The sequence below is a fragment of the uncultured Umboniibacter sp. genome (assembly GCF_947497555.1).
Lineage (GTDB): Bacteria > Pseudomonadota > Gammaproteobacteria > Pseudomonadales > DSM-25080 > Umboniibacter.
The window spans coordinates 162,430-177,353 of the sequence record NZ_CANMGY010000004.1 but is presented as its reverse complement, the minus strand read 5'-3'; the positions used below and the strand labels follow the sequence as shown (position 1 = coordinate 177,353).

13 protein-coding genes are annotated in these 14,924 nt (G+C 47.6%); 6 read left to right on the top strand and 7 right to left on the bottom strand.

The window, feature by feature from the left end; translation table 11 throughout:
• The first annotated feature begins 12 nt into the window (after positions 1-12).
• Positions 13-1,074, top strand: a complete 1,062-nt coding sequence (locus tag Q0698_RS06900) for a saccharopine dehydrogenase NADP-binding domain-containing protein (RefSeq protein ID WP_298635077.1) — start codon at positions 13-15, stop codon at positions 1,072-1,074.
• A gap of 142 nt (positions 1,075-1,216) precedes the next feature.
• On the opposite strand, the gene Q0698_RS06895 is transcribed toward Q0698_RS06900, so the two are convergent.
• A complete protein-coding gene (locus Q0698_RS06895; RefSeq protein WP_298635075.1) occupies positions 1,217-3,151 on the bottom strand; it encodes an RNB domain-containing ribonuclease in 1,935 nt (644 codons plus the stop codon).
• A gap of 145 nt (positions 3,152-3,296) precedes the next feature.
• Between Q0698_RS06895 and Q0698_RS06890 the strand changes: the two genes are divergently transcribed.
• Positions 3,297-4,100 carry an SDR family oxidoreductase gene (locus tag Q0698_RS06890; RefSeq protein WP_298635073.1) on the top strand — a complete coding sequence of 268 codons (804 nt, stop codon included), beginning with the start codon at positions 3,297-3,299 and terminating at the stop codon, positions 4,098-4,100.
• A 6-nt stretch (positions 4,101-4,106) separates the two neighbouring features.
• Here the strand turns inward: Q0698_RS06890 and Q0698_RS06885 are convergent, their stop codons facing one another.
• From Q0698_RS06885 to Q0698_RS06870, 4 genes are all read right to left on the bottom strand, one after another.
• The gene (locus Q0698_RS06885) at positions 4,107-5,159 is read right to left on the bottom strand and encodes a trypsin-like peptidase domain-containing protein (RefSeq protein ID WP_298635071.1); all 1,053 of its coding nucleotides are present in this window, start codon (positions 5,157-5,159) and stop codon (positions 4,107-4,109) included.
• A complete protein-coding gene (locus Q0698_RS06880; RefSeq protein WP_298635069.1) occupies positions 5,156-7,171 on the bottom strand; it encodes a bifunctional diguanylate cyclase/phosphodiesterase in 2,016 nt (671 codons plus the stop codon). Before Q0698_RS06880 ends, Q0698_RS06885 begins: the two co-directional genes overlap by 4 nt.
• A 118-nt stretch (positions 7,172-7,289) precedes the next feature.
• Positions 7,290-7,943, bottom strand: coding sequence for an HAD family phosphatase (locus Q0698_RS06875; protein WP_298635067.1), 654 nt, complete (start codon positions 7,941-7,943; stop codon positions 7,290-7,292).
• A complete protein-coding gene (locus Q0698_RS06870; RefSeq protein ID WP_298635065.1) occupies positions 7,944-8,576 on the bottom strand; it encodes a M15 family metallopeptidase in 633 nt (210 codons plus the stop codon).
• Positions 8,577-8,706: 130 nt separating this feature from the next.
• Between Q0698_RS06870 and Q0698_RS06865 the strand changes: the two genes are divergently transcribed.
• Positions 8,707-9,690: a hypothetical protein gene (locus Q0698_RS06865; protein WP_298635061.1), complete on the top strand. Its 984-nt coding sequence runs from the start codon at positions 8,707-8,709 to the stop codon at positions 9,688-9,690.
• Positions 9,691-9,790: 100 nt separating this feature from the next.
• Here Q0698_RS06865 and ppa read toward each other — a convergent pair whose 3' ends face one another.
• Entirely contained in the window at positions 9,791-10,318 is a 528-nt protein-coding gene (gene ppa, locus Q0698_RS06860) for an inorganic diphosphatase (protein WP_298635059.1), read from the bottom strand.
• A gap of 224 nt (positions 10,319-10,542) precedes the next feature.
• Between ppa and Q0698_RS06855 the strand changes: the two genes are divergently transcribed.
• From Q0698_RS06855 to Q0698_RS06845, 3 genes are read left to right on the top strand one after another with little or no spacing between them, the layout of a single operon-like run.
• The gene (locus Q0698_RS06855) at positions 10,543-12,606 is read left to right on the top strand and encodes a prolyl oligopeptidase family serine peptidase (RefSeq protein ID WP_298635057.1); all 2,064 of its coding nucleotides are present in this window, start codon (positions 10,543-10,545) and stop codon (positions 12,604-12,606) included.
• Positions 12,596-13,189: a DNA-3-methyladenine glycosylase I gene (locus Q0698_RS06850; RefSeq protein WP_298635055.1), complete on the top strand. Its 594-nt coding sequence runs from the start codon at positions 12,596-12,598 to the stop codon at positions 13,187-13,189. Before Q0698_RS06855 ends, Q0698_RS06850 begins: the two co-directional genes overlap by 11 nt.
• Entirely contained in the window at positions 13,189-13,557 is a 369-nt protein-coding gene (locus tag Q0698_RS06845; RefSeq protein ID WP_298635053.1) for a hypothetical protein, read from the top strand. Before Q0698_RS06850 ends, Q0698_RS06845 begins: the two co-directional genes overlap by 1 nt.
• Here Q0698_RS06845 and Q0698_RS06840 read toward each other — a convergent pair.
• Entirely contained in the window at positions 13,554-14,810 is a 1,257-nt protein-coding gene (locus Q0698_RS06840) for a 6-phosphofructokinase (protein WP_298635051.1), read from the bottom strand. The genes Q0698_RS06845 and Q0698_RS06840 overlap by 4 nt on opposite strands.
• Positions 14,811-14,924 lie beyond the last annotated feature (114 nt).

Sequence of the window (14,924 nt, the reverse complement as noted above, 5' to 3'; positions counted from 1 at the left end):
AAAGGAGAGACTATGAGCTGGGTAATTTATGGTGCAACGGGATATTCAGGTGGCTTATTAGCCGAACGAGCTGCAGAGGCAGGTCTTAAGCCGCTATTATCGGCGCGCAATGAAGCGAAGCTGAAAGCCGTTGCACAGCGCCTAGGACTGGACTATCAAGTTGCGGATGTTAATGACAGTGCGGCACTGACGGAGCTGGCGACTAACACTTCGGTGATCGTTAACTGTGCAGGTCCGTTTTCGGCTACGGCTAATCAAGTTATCGCTGCGTGTATCGCAGGTAAAGCTCACTACATTGATATCACCGGTGAGATGTCAATTTTTGAATATGTTCAAACACCGGAGATTACTGAAACGGCCAAAGCAGCTGGAATTGTAGTATGCCCAGGAGCCGGATTCGACGTCGTCCCCACAGATTGCCTCGCGGCAACGCTGGCGCAAAAGTTGCCATCGGCATCCGAGCTTCAGTTAGGTTTTGCGGGTAGCAAGCAATTAAGTCAAGGTACAGCGAAAACCACCGTAGAGGGTCTCGCAAAGGGAGGTTGCTCTCGTGTTGACGGCGAACTTCAGTCTGAACCGGTCGCCCAACATACTGCTGAAGTTGACTTCGGTGGAGCGGTTGGTAAGAAGTTTGCGATGACGATTCCCTGGGGTGATATTAGTACGGCTTATAGCAGTACCAAAATCCCGAATATCAAGGTATTCGTACCTGCATCGAAAGCGACAGCGGACAAGGCAAGAGGAGCGTATAAGCTTCGTTGGCTATTTGGCTTGAAGTTGGTGCAGAATTTTCTAAAGCGCCGCATTGAGAAGACTGTAGTGGGTCCCGATGCCAATGCACGGGCAAACTCTAGGATGCAACTTTGGGGCAAAGCGACCGATGCTCAAGGAAATGCCGTGGAAGCAACTTTCTCAACGCCGAATGGCTATGAACTGACCATTACAGCACCGCTGGCTATTGCAGAATACCTAGCAAAAGGCGTTGAGGTAAGTGGATCAATGACGCCATCTCAGCTTATGGGTGCAGACTTTGTCTGGAGCCTACCCGATGTTGAGGAAATCAACTGGCGTTAGATTAAACTGCCGAGTTAGGAATCGGGGAGTATAGGTTCCCCGATTATCTGCCTTAAGCTTAGAGCTCTTAGATTCGTTACTCTTAACTACATAGTTCTTAACATCAGAACTTCGTAAATAAGCGCTTTACATGTCAAAGCGCTTAAGCGAGCTTAAACTTAATTTGGCGCTTCTCAGTATCAACCTTGGCAAGCTTTACTGAAATTGGCATGTCGAGATGGTAGAAGTTGTCATTATAGGTGGCACAAAGCCTCCAACCCTCAAACTGGAAAGTCGATTTTTCTCCTCGTTTTGGCTTGAGTTCAACAAACCCTTCAAGCCCCATTTCATCTAATCGAATTGCTAATCCAGCCTGACTAACTTGAGTAATCGTCGCCTTATACTCACTCTTTTGGTCGAGCTGTTGATGGGCAAACTGGGTTTTCAGGGTGAGATCGATCGTGTTACTAGCCTGACGACCGCGAACAATATCACCGTTGAGCTTCTCCAGGTCTACCCCATTGATAAGCTCATCAAAGTCACTACTATTCGTCAAAATTTGATCGATGATTAAGTGGTTGAGTAGATCAGCAGCCCTGCGAATCGGGGAGGTCACCATTGCGTAGTGCGTGAAGCCGAGACCAAAATGCCCCTCAGACTCCGCGGCAATCTTGCTAGGCTGTAACCATCGAACTAGCACTGAACGTAAAGGGATATCGGCATCTTTATAAAGTGCTTCCTGCATCAGTGAGACAAACTCATCAAGATTGGCGGGAGCTTTCGCTTCTTCGCCCCAGTAATGTTTAAGGAGTTGTTTCAGGTCGCCAATTCGTTCGGTTCTAAAGCCACCGTGATTATTGAAAAAACCGCGTCCATTAGCAGCTAACCATGTGCCAGTGTGACGATTCGTTAACAACATGAATTCTTCAATGAGGCGCTGCGAGGTTAATCGAGGCGATAGCGCGATGTTGCTAATCTGTTGCTGTTCATTAAGTTCGAAGTGATAGTCTGGACGTTCGCTGATGTCGACCGCTACACTAAGGCGATGTTGGCGAACCGCTTGGTAACAGTCTGCTAAGCGCTTAACAGGCTCCGCAATATCGGGAGCTAACGCATCGGTCTGTCCGTTTAAGAATAACTCTACGTCGGTGTAGCTCAGCTTAGCTTGTGACTTAATGGAGCCCTTATAGAGCTCGAAACTCTGTACTTCGCCGTCCGAACTAATTGCGAATTCTGCAATGAGTGCATCGCGTTGTTCGTCAGCTAACAGTGAAAATTTCTCCTGCGACAAGCTAGGAGGCATCATATGGACGACCTGGCCAGGTAGATAATGGCTGGTACTTCGGGTAACTAAACTTTCAAGAAGTGCCTTGTTAGTCTTGAGTGTTGCTGCCGGGTCGGCGATCGCAACGAGTAAGCGGAAGCCATCGTCGGTAGATTCGACAAAAACGGCGTCATCAAGGTCGCGAGCATGAGCTGAATCGATGGTGACGAATTGGGTTTCGGTTAAATCTTTGCGAGATGAACTGACATCCTTCTCAAGTGATTCGATCTGCGCTAGGGTCTCGTCAGACCAGTCTGTTTCGATCGACATCTTCTTCAGGGTGTACGCACGGAGATCAGCGAGAATACTCTCATTCCCAAGCCTATTCATGGCAACGGCCTGACTCTTCCCTTCTAACTTGGTGGGATGGCGCAGAAGCTGAGCTTCAACAAGTGTGCCGGCTTTGAGCCCGCCACGTTTATTGGGTGGGACGAAGAACCAGCGATTAAACCGAGCATCGTCACACTCAATGAATAGATGCTTACCGCGGGTAACCACTCGGCCGAAGAATTGTTTAAATTCACTTTTGACTAGACGCTCTAACTTAGCCTCTTGGTCACCACGGCTATTTTCGACAATTTCGTACTCAATCTCATCGCCTGGTAGAAGTTGCTCCATCAGCGGTGGTGCGAGAAACACTTGCCCACCTTCCTGAGTGGAAACAAAGCCGAACTTCATTGGCGTTGCTTTGACAATTCCTCGGTCGAGATTACGACTTGCGCGAATGTCTTTCTTGAGCGTTTTTAGTTGTTGGAGCGTATCAAGATTTAGCATAGTGGTGGTGTAGAATTCCCTAGTAATCGGCTAATTCAGTGCCGAGTTTGAGACGCTCAAACTTAATTAGAGCGAAATTTATCAGCCTATTTTAACAGCAAATACAGTATAGTGTTTCCATAAAATATAAAAAAAGGAGTAACTAATGGATCTTCGCTCAAAAGTCATATGGATTACCGGTGCAAGCTCGGGAATTGGTCGTGAATTGGCTATTCAGCTATCACTTCGTGGGGCCAAACTCATCCTTACCGCTCGCCGAGAGGAACAACTCGAGGAAACTCGTCAACTCTGTGTTAATAGTGAACAACATCAGCTTCTAAGCTGCGACCTCAATGATTACCACCAGGCAGCTGAATGGGCCGAGCGAGCCATTGCCTTGCATGGGCACATCGATATTCTGGTGAATAACGCCGGTGTAAGTCAGCGAGGTGGTGTGGTTGATACTCCTATCGAAGTTGATGAAGCGCTTATCCGGCTAGATTACCTGTCTCTTGTTGCCTTGAGTAAAGCGGTGATGCCGCACTTTATCCAGCGAGAATCAGGGTATTATGTCAATATTTCATCGGTTGCGGGCAAGTTAGGTGCGCCAATGCGAACGTCCTATTCCGGCGCTAAACATGCGGTTGTCGGATTCTCGGATTCGCTTCGCTTTGAGCTGTTTCCCTACAACATTAAAGTGACGGTTATTTGCCCAGGATACGTTCAAACTCCAATCGCAGCGAGCGCGCTGAATGAAAAGAACGAGGCGGCGAAGATGCATGACCCTGATATCGAGAACGGCATGCCAGTTTCTACCGCCGTGCGAAAGATCATTCGAGCCATGGAAACGCAAAAGAATGAAGTGCTAGTAGCATCGGGTATGCCATGGTTGGGCTACCATCTTCGTCGACTATTGCCCAACAGTTTTCCTACCTTGATGACTAAGATGGTCAAGCCAAAGAAACAGTAGCGGCTATTATTCGGGTGCTATGAGTTCAACTTCTAGCTCATAGCGCTGCTCGTCGCGGATAAGGCTTAGCGATAGGATATCGCCATATTTATGTTGTTCTAAGGCCCCTAATAGATCATCCGATGAGCGCATTAATTCGCCATTAATAGCTACTAACACATCGCCAAGTTGCAGTCGGCCATTGGGATCTCTGCTCAGCCCTCGAATTCCTGCGATGTCGGCACTTAAATTAGGTGTCACTCGGGCAATAGCGATGCCATCAATATTTAGTCTTCTTAGCAGCTGTGGTGGCGCTAATTCAATACCGAGTACAGGTCTCTGTACCCGACCATACTGAATTAATTCGGGGATCGTGGCGTTAACGATATTGACAGGAATTGAAAAGCTAATTCCCGCGCTCGCACCCGAAGGACTGAAGATTGCGGTATTTACGCCAATCAACAGTCCAGCTGAATTAAGTAGCGGGCCACCCGAGTTACCGGGGTTAATTGCAGCGTCGGTTTGAATGACATCGCGAATAGTACGGTTACTTGGGGACTCAATAATTCGATTCAGAGCACTTATTACACCAGTGGTTAGCGTGGTGTCTAAGCCGAAGGGGTTGCCGATGGCAATGACTTTCTGGCCTACTCGTAATCTTTTAGAATCACCCCTAGTGATAGGTTTAAGAATATTTTCAGTAATATTTATCTTTAGTACCGCTAAATCGCGTTCAGGAGCGATACCGATGAGTTGAGCAGGGTAGTCGTGGCCCTGATAGCTAATAACTATTTGATTCGCGCCATCGATGACATGGAAGTTGGTAACAATATGACCATTCTCATCCCATACGAAGCCGGTCCCCGAACCCGCCGTAGCTTGGTATACACGGCGACTAAAGAGGTCGCGACGCAGGGTGCGATTCGTTACGAATACCACTGAATCTCTGGTCGCTTCATAGACTTCGATCGTATTCGCTTCGTCACTCGTTAAAGCTGGGTAGGCGTTATCCGCGCTAGCGAGTGAGCTCGCGGTGATTAGTATGAGAATTAATAATTTGAAGCGGACGTCTATTCTCATTTTTGAGTTAACAGCGCGTCAGTATTGACCCGAGTGGCTATTCGCTCAATCTGGTCAGAGCTAACAGGCTCAGATAAGAGGTTGCCCTGAATATAATCACATCCTAACGTCGAAAGAATGAGCATTTGACCCGGCGTTTCAACACCTTCCGCAACAACCGTAAGTTTTAATGTATGCGCTAACATCAAAATGGCATCAACAATTCCAGTGCTTTCAGAGCTGTGCTCGAGGTCCGAGATAAATGACTGATCGAGTTTTAACGTGTCGAGCTTAAATTTTCGCACGTAGGAAAGTGATGAATATCCGGTACCAAAGTCATCGATCGCCACACGAACGCCTAGACTTCGAACCTCTGCAACCGACTCAGCGATGTGGTGGTGATTACCGATCATTATGCTTTCCGTAATCTCTAGTTCTAGCAGGCTTGGGTCAATCGGAGCTAAATTGAGCGCTGCCTGAATATCATGGACGAAATCAGGATGCATAATTTGCGCTGGTGAGATATTTACGGCGATACTCAGTTCAATCCCATCCTGACGCCACGCGTCTAGTTGCTTGATAGCTTGTCTAAGTACCGAATTACCTAGCGTTCTAGCTTGGCCCGTATCTTCTGCGATACCAACAAATTCCAAGGGTGAAATGGGCCCTAGCCGCGGATGGTGCCAGCGTGCAAGCGCTTCGACAGAATCAATGACACGCGTTTTAAGCTGCTGCTTTGGCTGGTAAACCAGGAACAACTGGTTGCTAGCAATGGCATCACGTAAGTCATGTTCAAGTTCAAAGTTACGACTTAAGTTATCCATCGTCTCAGGGTTGTACTCGGTGAGATTCGATCCGACAAGAGTCTTCGAAACCTGCATTGCGTTATTTGCGGCGCGAAGAAGGCTTGCGACATCGCTACCGTGATCTGGCGCGAGACTTAAGCCGGCAGCAACCAAAAGACTAACCTGTTCATCTCGATAGGGGATTGGCTCGCCGACGATGGTAAGCACTTTTTGTGCTAACTCACCAATCGAACTCAATCGTGGATGTTGGATGACAATGGCAAACTCGTCACCGCCGATACGATAAACCTTATCGAAATGCGCTTTTAGGCGCGTGGCGGTCTCGCGAATCAGCATGTCACCGAGCTGATGTCCATATGACTGGTTGTATGTCTTGATACGGAGTAGGTCAATGACGATGAGCCCGGTTATCTGGCCATCAAATAGCGCGTCTTCGATTAATTGAGTTCCCGAATTCATAAGTGAAACTCGGTTCGGACAGAGTGTCATTGAGTCTTCGCTGGCTTGAACCTGCAATTGAGTAGATTTTTCTTGTACAAGTTCTTCCAAGTAGCTGCCGTAGTTCTTGAGTTGAGCCTCTCGCCCCTCAATGGCTTCCAGCATGATGTTAACGCTGCTTGCAAGGCGCCCAAATTCATCCTGACGGGTGGTGTCAAAGCGGTAGTTGAAAGTACTATTTAAGGCAATCTTTTCAGCGCGGTCTGATAAATGACGAATTGGCTTTAACGTTAAATTATCGAGCAGCTTTATCAGCAATGGAGACGCTAAACCAGCGATAAGTATCATTCCCAGCACGATGGCAATGGCGCGATTGAGCCAGTCCTGTTCATCAATAGGAGTGAAAATATAGCGCAGTTCACCTATTTTCTCACCCTGATAGTTAATGTCCACTAACTGTTGGATATCAGTGCTGGCGGGAGTGTAACCCTCTGCAGAAGCCTTGACGATGATATTTTTCGAACCATCAAAAAGCGTTGTGCAGCCTTTACCAGCTTGGCTTAGGAGTATCTGCTGAAGTTCGTTAGACTGAAAGCTTTCGGGATTTTCGAAGTAGCGCTGTGCAGCAAGCTGCATCACGGCTATCCGCTCTTCAATTAAACTTTGCTGGATCCGTTTAAGGCCTAGATAATCGTTGATCAAAAAAGCGGCAGACAGCATGGTGATTAGACCAAACAATACGCTAGTCAGAATGAATGCTTGGTGGGCTTTAACGGATAGCTTTTTCATGAGTTCATGTTGCTGATCAAATTTGATCGACAGTTTATTTACCTAATATTAATTCCTGTTAAGACTTTAACATAAAGTTGGGGGCTTGCTAGTAGATGTTTGTATTTCGACAACTAATTCAATGTCTTTCCATCCATGCTAATAATTCCGTATGGTCGCTAAAGAACAGCGTGTTGGGAAACCGGTGTTGTTCTGCCTGAGTAAGTTGAGTATGAAGCCCGATACTATTCATCCCCGCTGCATCGGCAGCCACAAGGCCAGCCTCGGAATCCTCGATCACTAAACACTGTTTTGGATGAGTGTTAAAATAATCGCTAGCCTTTAGAAATAAATCAGGAGCTGGTTTAGAACGAGCGACATCATGTGATGAAAAACGGACTGGAAAGTAGTTGAGTAAATGCGTTTGGCCCAAGGTCAAACTCATTTTTTCATGACTGCCCGATGAGGCAATGCACATTTTAGTGGGAGAACTCTGAAGTCGTCGCACAACTTTGTCGCAGCCAGGGAAACTCAAGTTGGTTGTACGGAACTGCTCGAAGGTTTCCCGCTGCATCGTTTCCAGAAAGTGAGTAGGAAGGTCTAATCTATATTGATTAATGGCTTCTCTAAGGCGTTCGGAAAGGCTTCTGCCGCGAAAAAATCGCTCGGTATCTTTCAAGTCTAAAGGCCATTCGTAGCGCGAGAGATGTTGGTGCAATACATTATTCGCAACACGCTCGGTATCTACTAGAACGCCATCACAATCAAAGATAACTAAGTCAATATTCTGCATTCACTGGTCCACATTAATGACATAGCGGTGAACTATCGTTTCTAACTGCGACGCGATTAGTTTTCCACCACGAATGTCGTCAAGGGGAACGAGTTGGGAAGGCTGTCGAGATAATAGGGTTTGCAAGGCGTTATCGGCATCCGCTTTATAGGAGAGGTGCCAGGCTTCTGGCTGCACGCCGCCGCGAAATTCTCGATAGGGCCGAAAGAAACCTTCGGCGCGGAGCTCATCAATATGAATCGCTAACCATGCGCCGAGTTTTTCGAACGGTCCACCGGGTTGATACTCTTCGGGTGTTAATTGAAGCTGATAGCCTTCCGGTACGGCAGCGGCGTCAAAAACATCAATGTCGGTTCCCCAGTGATGTCTAGAGAGCCCTGGAATGGCCGACCATTTCATGACGCAATCTAGCCACTCCTGATCCGTGAGTTCACCTGCCTTCTTTTGTGCACCATTAATATTGAAGGTGTAGGCAGGCGAATTCTTACGTTGCCATATTTGGACTTGTCGTTCTACCGAGCGAAATCCGGACGCAATGTGCAGGTCAATTCCCTCACGCGCAGCACGTTGGCGCAGTAACATAAACGCATGCTTGGTGTTGGGCGTTAGCTCATCAATGTTGGCAGTGCTCATATTTATCTCGCGATTGGTCTGTTAGCAACGATAACCAGTGCATGGTGTGATCGCAAGTATTGATGGTAGGCTTATTGCACCCAGTCATAAGTCATTATATGGTAGAGCGCATTCGGAGGAGGGGTTGATTTTGAGTAAAGTATTTATCTGTAGCCGCGGCGATATTGCGGCGAATAGTAATCTACAGGCTGTCCGAACGCTTATAGCTGAAGCATTTCCGGTATTGAAACCACTCCATCTAGAACAATTATTTTCGGGTGTACCCTGCGTGCTAAAAGTGGGCCAAAAGGAATCGTTGACCCAGCTCGTTCCGCGTTTTGAATCTCTGGGCTTGATTGTAGAAATTGTTGATAGCACGTCGCCGCTTAGAGCTTTGAATTTCGCTAAACTTAATTGGTTGAGTCTCCTACCTGAGGCGGGAAAGGTTGAAAAAGGATCGGCCGCCGATAACACACAGCGCTTCCGCGATGATCAAAATTCGAACGATCAAGCCGAATCTATAACAGCTCCTGAGCCTATGAGTGAGTCGACGGTAGCGCAGAGCCCGTCTACATTGGTAGCAGGCTCAGTGTCGCGCGAGAACGAGGTATTAAATCAATCAGAATCTGATGACATCTCCCTCGACTTTAGCTTCGAGGAATCGGCTGTCGACGTCAATTCAGATCAGGACGTAACCCCCGTTGAGAAATCTAAGGTTGATATCGACGCGCTCGCTAATTTGTCGCTGGGTATGGATGAGGATTTAGTTTTGAAATCACCGGTCTCGACGAGTAATTCACAGCAAGCTAAATCATCGGAATCATCGGAATCATGGGAATCATGGGAATCATCGGAATCATCAGAATCGTCGGAATCGTCGGAATCGTCGGAATCATCGGAATCGGTAGAAGTAGTTCAAGATTCAATGCTCGAAGTAGGCTCGTCAGCGGGTCTTGATTTTGAACTTGTTGATCACGCAAATCAAGAGGGTGCTCAATCAACAGCAGATGAAGATTTGCATCAGCCACCCCCACAATCGACTTCCTTTGACTTCAGTAATCTTAGCTTAGCACCGCTTGACGAAGGTGAGAGTAAGGGAGATGAAGACACCTCTGATGATGCTGAGGTGAAGTAGGCGACAATTTAACGCCTATTTAAATGAATCAAAAAAAAAGACGAGCCATTGAAGAGCTCGTCTTTTTAGTTAACTAACCGCTAACGTTTCAGGTAATAAATTACCCTTTGTATGCTGCGGCAGCTTTTAGGATTTCAGCGCGCGCAGTATCGGCATCAGCCCAACCGTCGATTTCAACCCATTTGCCATCTTCTAAGTCTTTATAGCGACGGAAGAAGTGCTCGATCTGCTGTGTAAGCAAGCTAGGAAGTTGTGATGCCTCAGTGATGTCAGCATATTCCTTAGAGAGCTTCTCGTGAGGAACGGCAACCAATTTTGCATCTTTACCAGCCTCATCAGACATGAGTAAGACACCAATTGGGCGGCAACGAATTACTGCGCCTGGAGCAACTGGGTAAGGGGTTATTACCAATACATCTACTGGATCGCCATCTTCAGAAAGCGTGTCATTAATATAACCGTAGTTCGCTGGATAGAACATTGGAGCGGTCATAAAACGGTCAACCATCAATGCATCAAAATCTTTGTCAATTTCGTACTTGATTGGCGCGTGGTTAGCTGGGATTTCAATAATCGCGTAGACATCGTTCGGTAAATCTTTACCTGCTGGAATTTTGGTATAGCTCATGGCCGTCTCTCTTTAAGTCACTTCAAAAAAATGAAAGGCCGAATTATACGCGTTCGAACAGTATTTATACAATGTTATCGGCGCAAAAAGCGGTGTTTATTACAGTTGAAGCCTGTTGGTGGTTTTGAAAATTGTTGGTATGACAGGGTATTCGTCGCCGAGTTTTGCGGTTGTTATCAGATTGTAACTGGTGAGATCGCGATTTACTGTTTAGTCTTATGAGCATGATGACATTTGTTCGTGCTTACCTCATTCGATTGGCGATGTATTGTCAGTTGAGTGCTATCGCCGTGGTGGCTGCAAGTCAAAGCTCTGAGGTGTTCGCCGATTCATTGGTAACTGAGACGCAGCCAATTCCTAGCGATACCACTTGGATTACAGAACTGAGTGAACTCACCCATGATCAGTTTGGCGACGGTTGGTGGTGGGATAGGTTTGACAGCTTAGAGTCTAATGCAATTGATGGATTGAATACTAACGCTGAGTTCCCTCGTCTTGTATGGCAACAAAATGCGGTGTGCCTCCTCGATTTTAGCGTGATCTTTAGTCAGGGGAGGTATCGCTGCGCCGATCGAGCAGATTATCTCAGTGGCGAAGTTAGGTGGCGAACGGTGGTTGATATGGCCGCCTTAAACAATCGTCACCATCGTGATTGGCGATTTGCTAGCCTGAACTGTCGTGATTACGAAACAGGCCCCTGTATTTTGGGCGTCACCGAAAATGGAACTGATGCCGTCTACTACGCAAGTTATAGTTTAGCTCAGCAGGATTGGTTCTCGAACGGTTTCGAGTTGGCACCTGGGCGCAATCAGGTTACCTGGTTCGACGACGATACGCTGTTGATAATGGATTCGGGATCACCGGATTTCACCAGTTCAGCGGGCTATCCGATGCGGCTAGAAAAGATTGATCGGGCGGGCTCACGATCCGTTTTGGTCAATTTCGCTAGTGACTCAATGGGCGGAACGGTGACCTGGATTGAAGGCGAACTTGTCCTCGTAGAATGGGTCGACTTTTTCGCTAGGCGCTACTTTCATTGGCGTGATGGTGAGTTCCATCCCTTGAACCTACCTCATGGGTCACGGTTAGTAGGTCGCTATCGAGATGGTTGGCTAGTTCAGACAGAATCATCGAAACAGCCTCGGAGCGATGACCTTATTTGGTGGCGGGAACAGGCAGAAAATTTTAACGCTGCAACCGTTGTTTATCGCCTATCACAAAGAGAGAAACTCCAACAAGTGGTCGCTACAGATAACGCTCTTTACCTGCTAACGAGTGCGGAGTTTAACGCACAATTATTAGTTGCTAGCGGTGAGCTTGTTAATGAACCTGAAGTTATCGCGGCAGCTCAGCTTGAACATTGGGTGGTGGAAACGGTCGTCGATGGTGGCCTAGTCGTGCGTAAAGAAACTCTGCTAACAGGGACTAGCCGCTGGCTAATATCTTCTGCAGCTCAGCGACAAATTGACCCGCCTAACTACACCTTGGATGTTGAGAATTTTAAGGCCGAACTCAGCTATGCTACCAGTTCTGATGGCGTGCTTATTCCCCTCTTGATAGTAACGCCAACTGCTAACATCGGAAACAAGCTCCCCACACTCATTGATGTTTATGGCGGTTTTGGTGTTTCTATCTCACCGGTTAATCACGCTATAACATCGAAGCTTTGGCTAGAGCGGGGCGGAAGGCTGGTGTATGCGGGTGTCAGAGGTGGAGGGGAGTATGGTCGATGGTGGCACCATGCTGGGCAGCGTAGGTACAAGAATCAAACGATTGATGATCTTATCTCGGTGGCGACATCTCTTGCCGACAGGGGATTGAGTTCGCCCCAACAACTCGCTTATCGAGGCGCGTCGAATGGTGGTCTAGTAGCCGCTGCGGCCGTCATTCGCGCTCCTCATGTTGTTGGTGCCGTGGTCTTGGAGGCCCCGTTAACGGATATGATGAACTATCATCGGACGCTTTCAGGCCCGAGTTGGTTGGTTGAGTATGGTAATCCTGAGAACCCCACCGAAAGCGCGTGGCTACTTGAGTACTCCCCGGTGCATAATATAAAAGATGACGAGGTTTACCCACCGATATTGTTGTTGGCAGCGAGAAATGATGATCGCGTTGATATCGCTCATTCCAGAAAATTTGCCCAACGTTTGTTCACGCTGGGACAACCTATTTTTTACGATGAGCGTGCTGTGGGCGGGCATTCAATAGCTGTTAGTGGCGCTGATATTGTAGCGAAGGAAGCGCTGATATTTAATTTTCTCTGGGAGATTTTAGCGGATGATGAGTAAAGAACAGGAACCCTGTGGATGGTGTCTTAGCGATCCGGTTTACCGCGATTACCATGATTCGGAATGGGGCGTCCCGCTATTTGATGAACGGCGGATCTTTGAATTCCTTCTACTAGAAGGTGTTCAGGCAGGTCTTAGCTGGATTACCGTATTAAAACGGAGAGACAACTACCGGCTGGTTTATGATAATTTTGATGCCAAAAAAATAGTAGCTTGGAGTGAAGAAAAGAAGCATAGTTTACTTCAGGATGCTCGTATCATTCGCAACAGACTCAAAGTCGAGAGCGCTCAGCGTAATGCCCGAGCATACTTGGAGATGCGCTCGCAGGGACTGTCATTGTCTCAGTACTTCTGGAACTTCGTTGATGGCGAGCCGATTCAGAATCGCTTTGAAGCACTGTCAGCTGTCCCAGCTGAAACACCATTGTCACAGCAAATATCAAAGGATTTGAAAAAACGCGGCTTTAACTTCGTTGGGCCGACAATAATTTACGCACACATGCAGGCGATGGGTTTAGTGAATGATCACTTACTCAGTTGTCCGAGGCATTCAGTCTGTGCAGAACTCAGGAGCTCGAAATAGTGAGATGGTTTACTTGTTTTGCGATATTAGTGGGTGTCATAGGGTGCGAGATGGGCACGGTAGGAATTACAGATTTCACGCCGTCGATATCGCATCAAATTGCAGCGGATGGCAGTAAACGATTTCGGTTTGAAGTGCATAAAGATATGGATAAAGAGGTAATTCGTAGTGCAAACGGACGATATGACGCTGCGCGTTTTGCTAGTGAATTCGATAATTTGCTTGAGAAAGAACTCAAAGATACACGTTACTGTAGGGATGGCTACTTCGTCATCGATCGCTTAGATCATCCCCGTGATGCCTTTATTTTTGGTGAGTGTAATGAAGGGGCGACGCCAGAAGACATCACCCGCTGGGGTGAGGCCTAAATATCGAAGATAGCGAGTTTCTTTGGCGTCAAATTGTGAGCCAGCTTCACATACACCGGTTGGCCATTTTCGTACGGAGGATAGTCTTCCCCTTGGATTAACGGTAAGAGGTAATCACGTCCCGCTTGAGTAATACCAAAGCCATCTTCAGAGATGAAGGATTTCGGCATGAAGCGTTCAACATTCGCGATGTCCTTTAAGGGTGCTGGAATAAAACTCCATTCGCCGTTTTCCATACGCTGAATAGCCGGCATGACCGAATTAAGTCCCTCAAGAGCGTACTCTATGGCCTTTTGCCCTGCTTGGAAGGCCAGGTCTACATCAGTCTTTGACGCGATGTGACGAGCCGAGCGTTGCAGGTAATCGGCGAGAGCCCAGTGATACTTGTATCCCAGTTCGCCCTTGATCAAGTTAGCTAAGACGGGTGCTACGCCACCGAGCTGGGCGTGACCGAAGGCATCAACCGAAGCTTCAGACGCAGCTAGGAAACTACCGTCACCGGTATGCGTACCCTCGGAGGCCACAATGGAGCAATAGCCGTAGGTTTCCACACAGAGCTTAACCTTGGCGAGGAACTTCTCTCTATCGAAGGCAACCTCTGGGAACAGAATAATGTGCGGAGCATCGCCTTCTTCCTGCTGAGCTAGCGCTCCGGCCGCAGCAATCCAACCGGCATGACGACCCATCACTTCCATGATGAAGACTTTGGTGGATGACTCGCACATTGAAGCGATATCAAGCGATGCCTCTTTGATGGAAACAGCGACATACTTTGCTACAGAGCCAAAACCCGGGCAGAAGTCGGTAATGGGGAGATCATTATCTACTGTCTTTGGAATTCCGATACATTGGATAGGGTAACCCATGGTTTCCGAGATCTGCGAGACTTTGTGGGCAGTATCTTGTGAGTCATTACCGCCGTTGTAGAAGAAGTAGCCGATATTGTGTGCTTTGAAGACTTCAATCAGACGCTCATACTCTGCACGACTTTCTTCAATGCTCCGTAACTTGAATCGACATGACCCGAAAGCGCCCGCTGGAGTATGACGCAGTGCTGCAATCTCTTCATCAGAATACTGATTGGTGTCGATCAATTCTTCGCGTAAAGCGCCGAGAATGCCATTTCGACCAGCGTACACGGTTCCGATTTTATCGGGATGTTGACGAGCGGCTTGAATGACACCACAGGCCGTGGCATTGATGACGGCTGTGACGCCACCTGACTGAGCATAGAATGCGTTTTTGATTGTCATGTCGACAATGTTCCTGTTAAAAGTGTGGAGGGTTGCTATTCTAACGACTTTTCTCACCGTTTGCATGGGGCAAATAACAGGGTATTCTAAGCGATGTCACTTAGCGAGATGGCC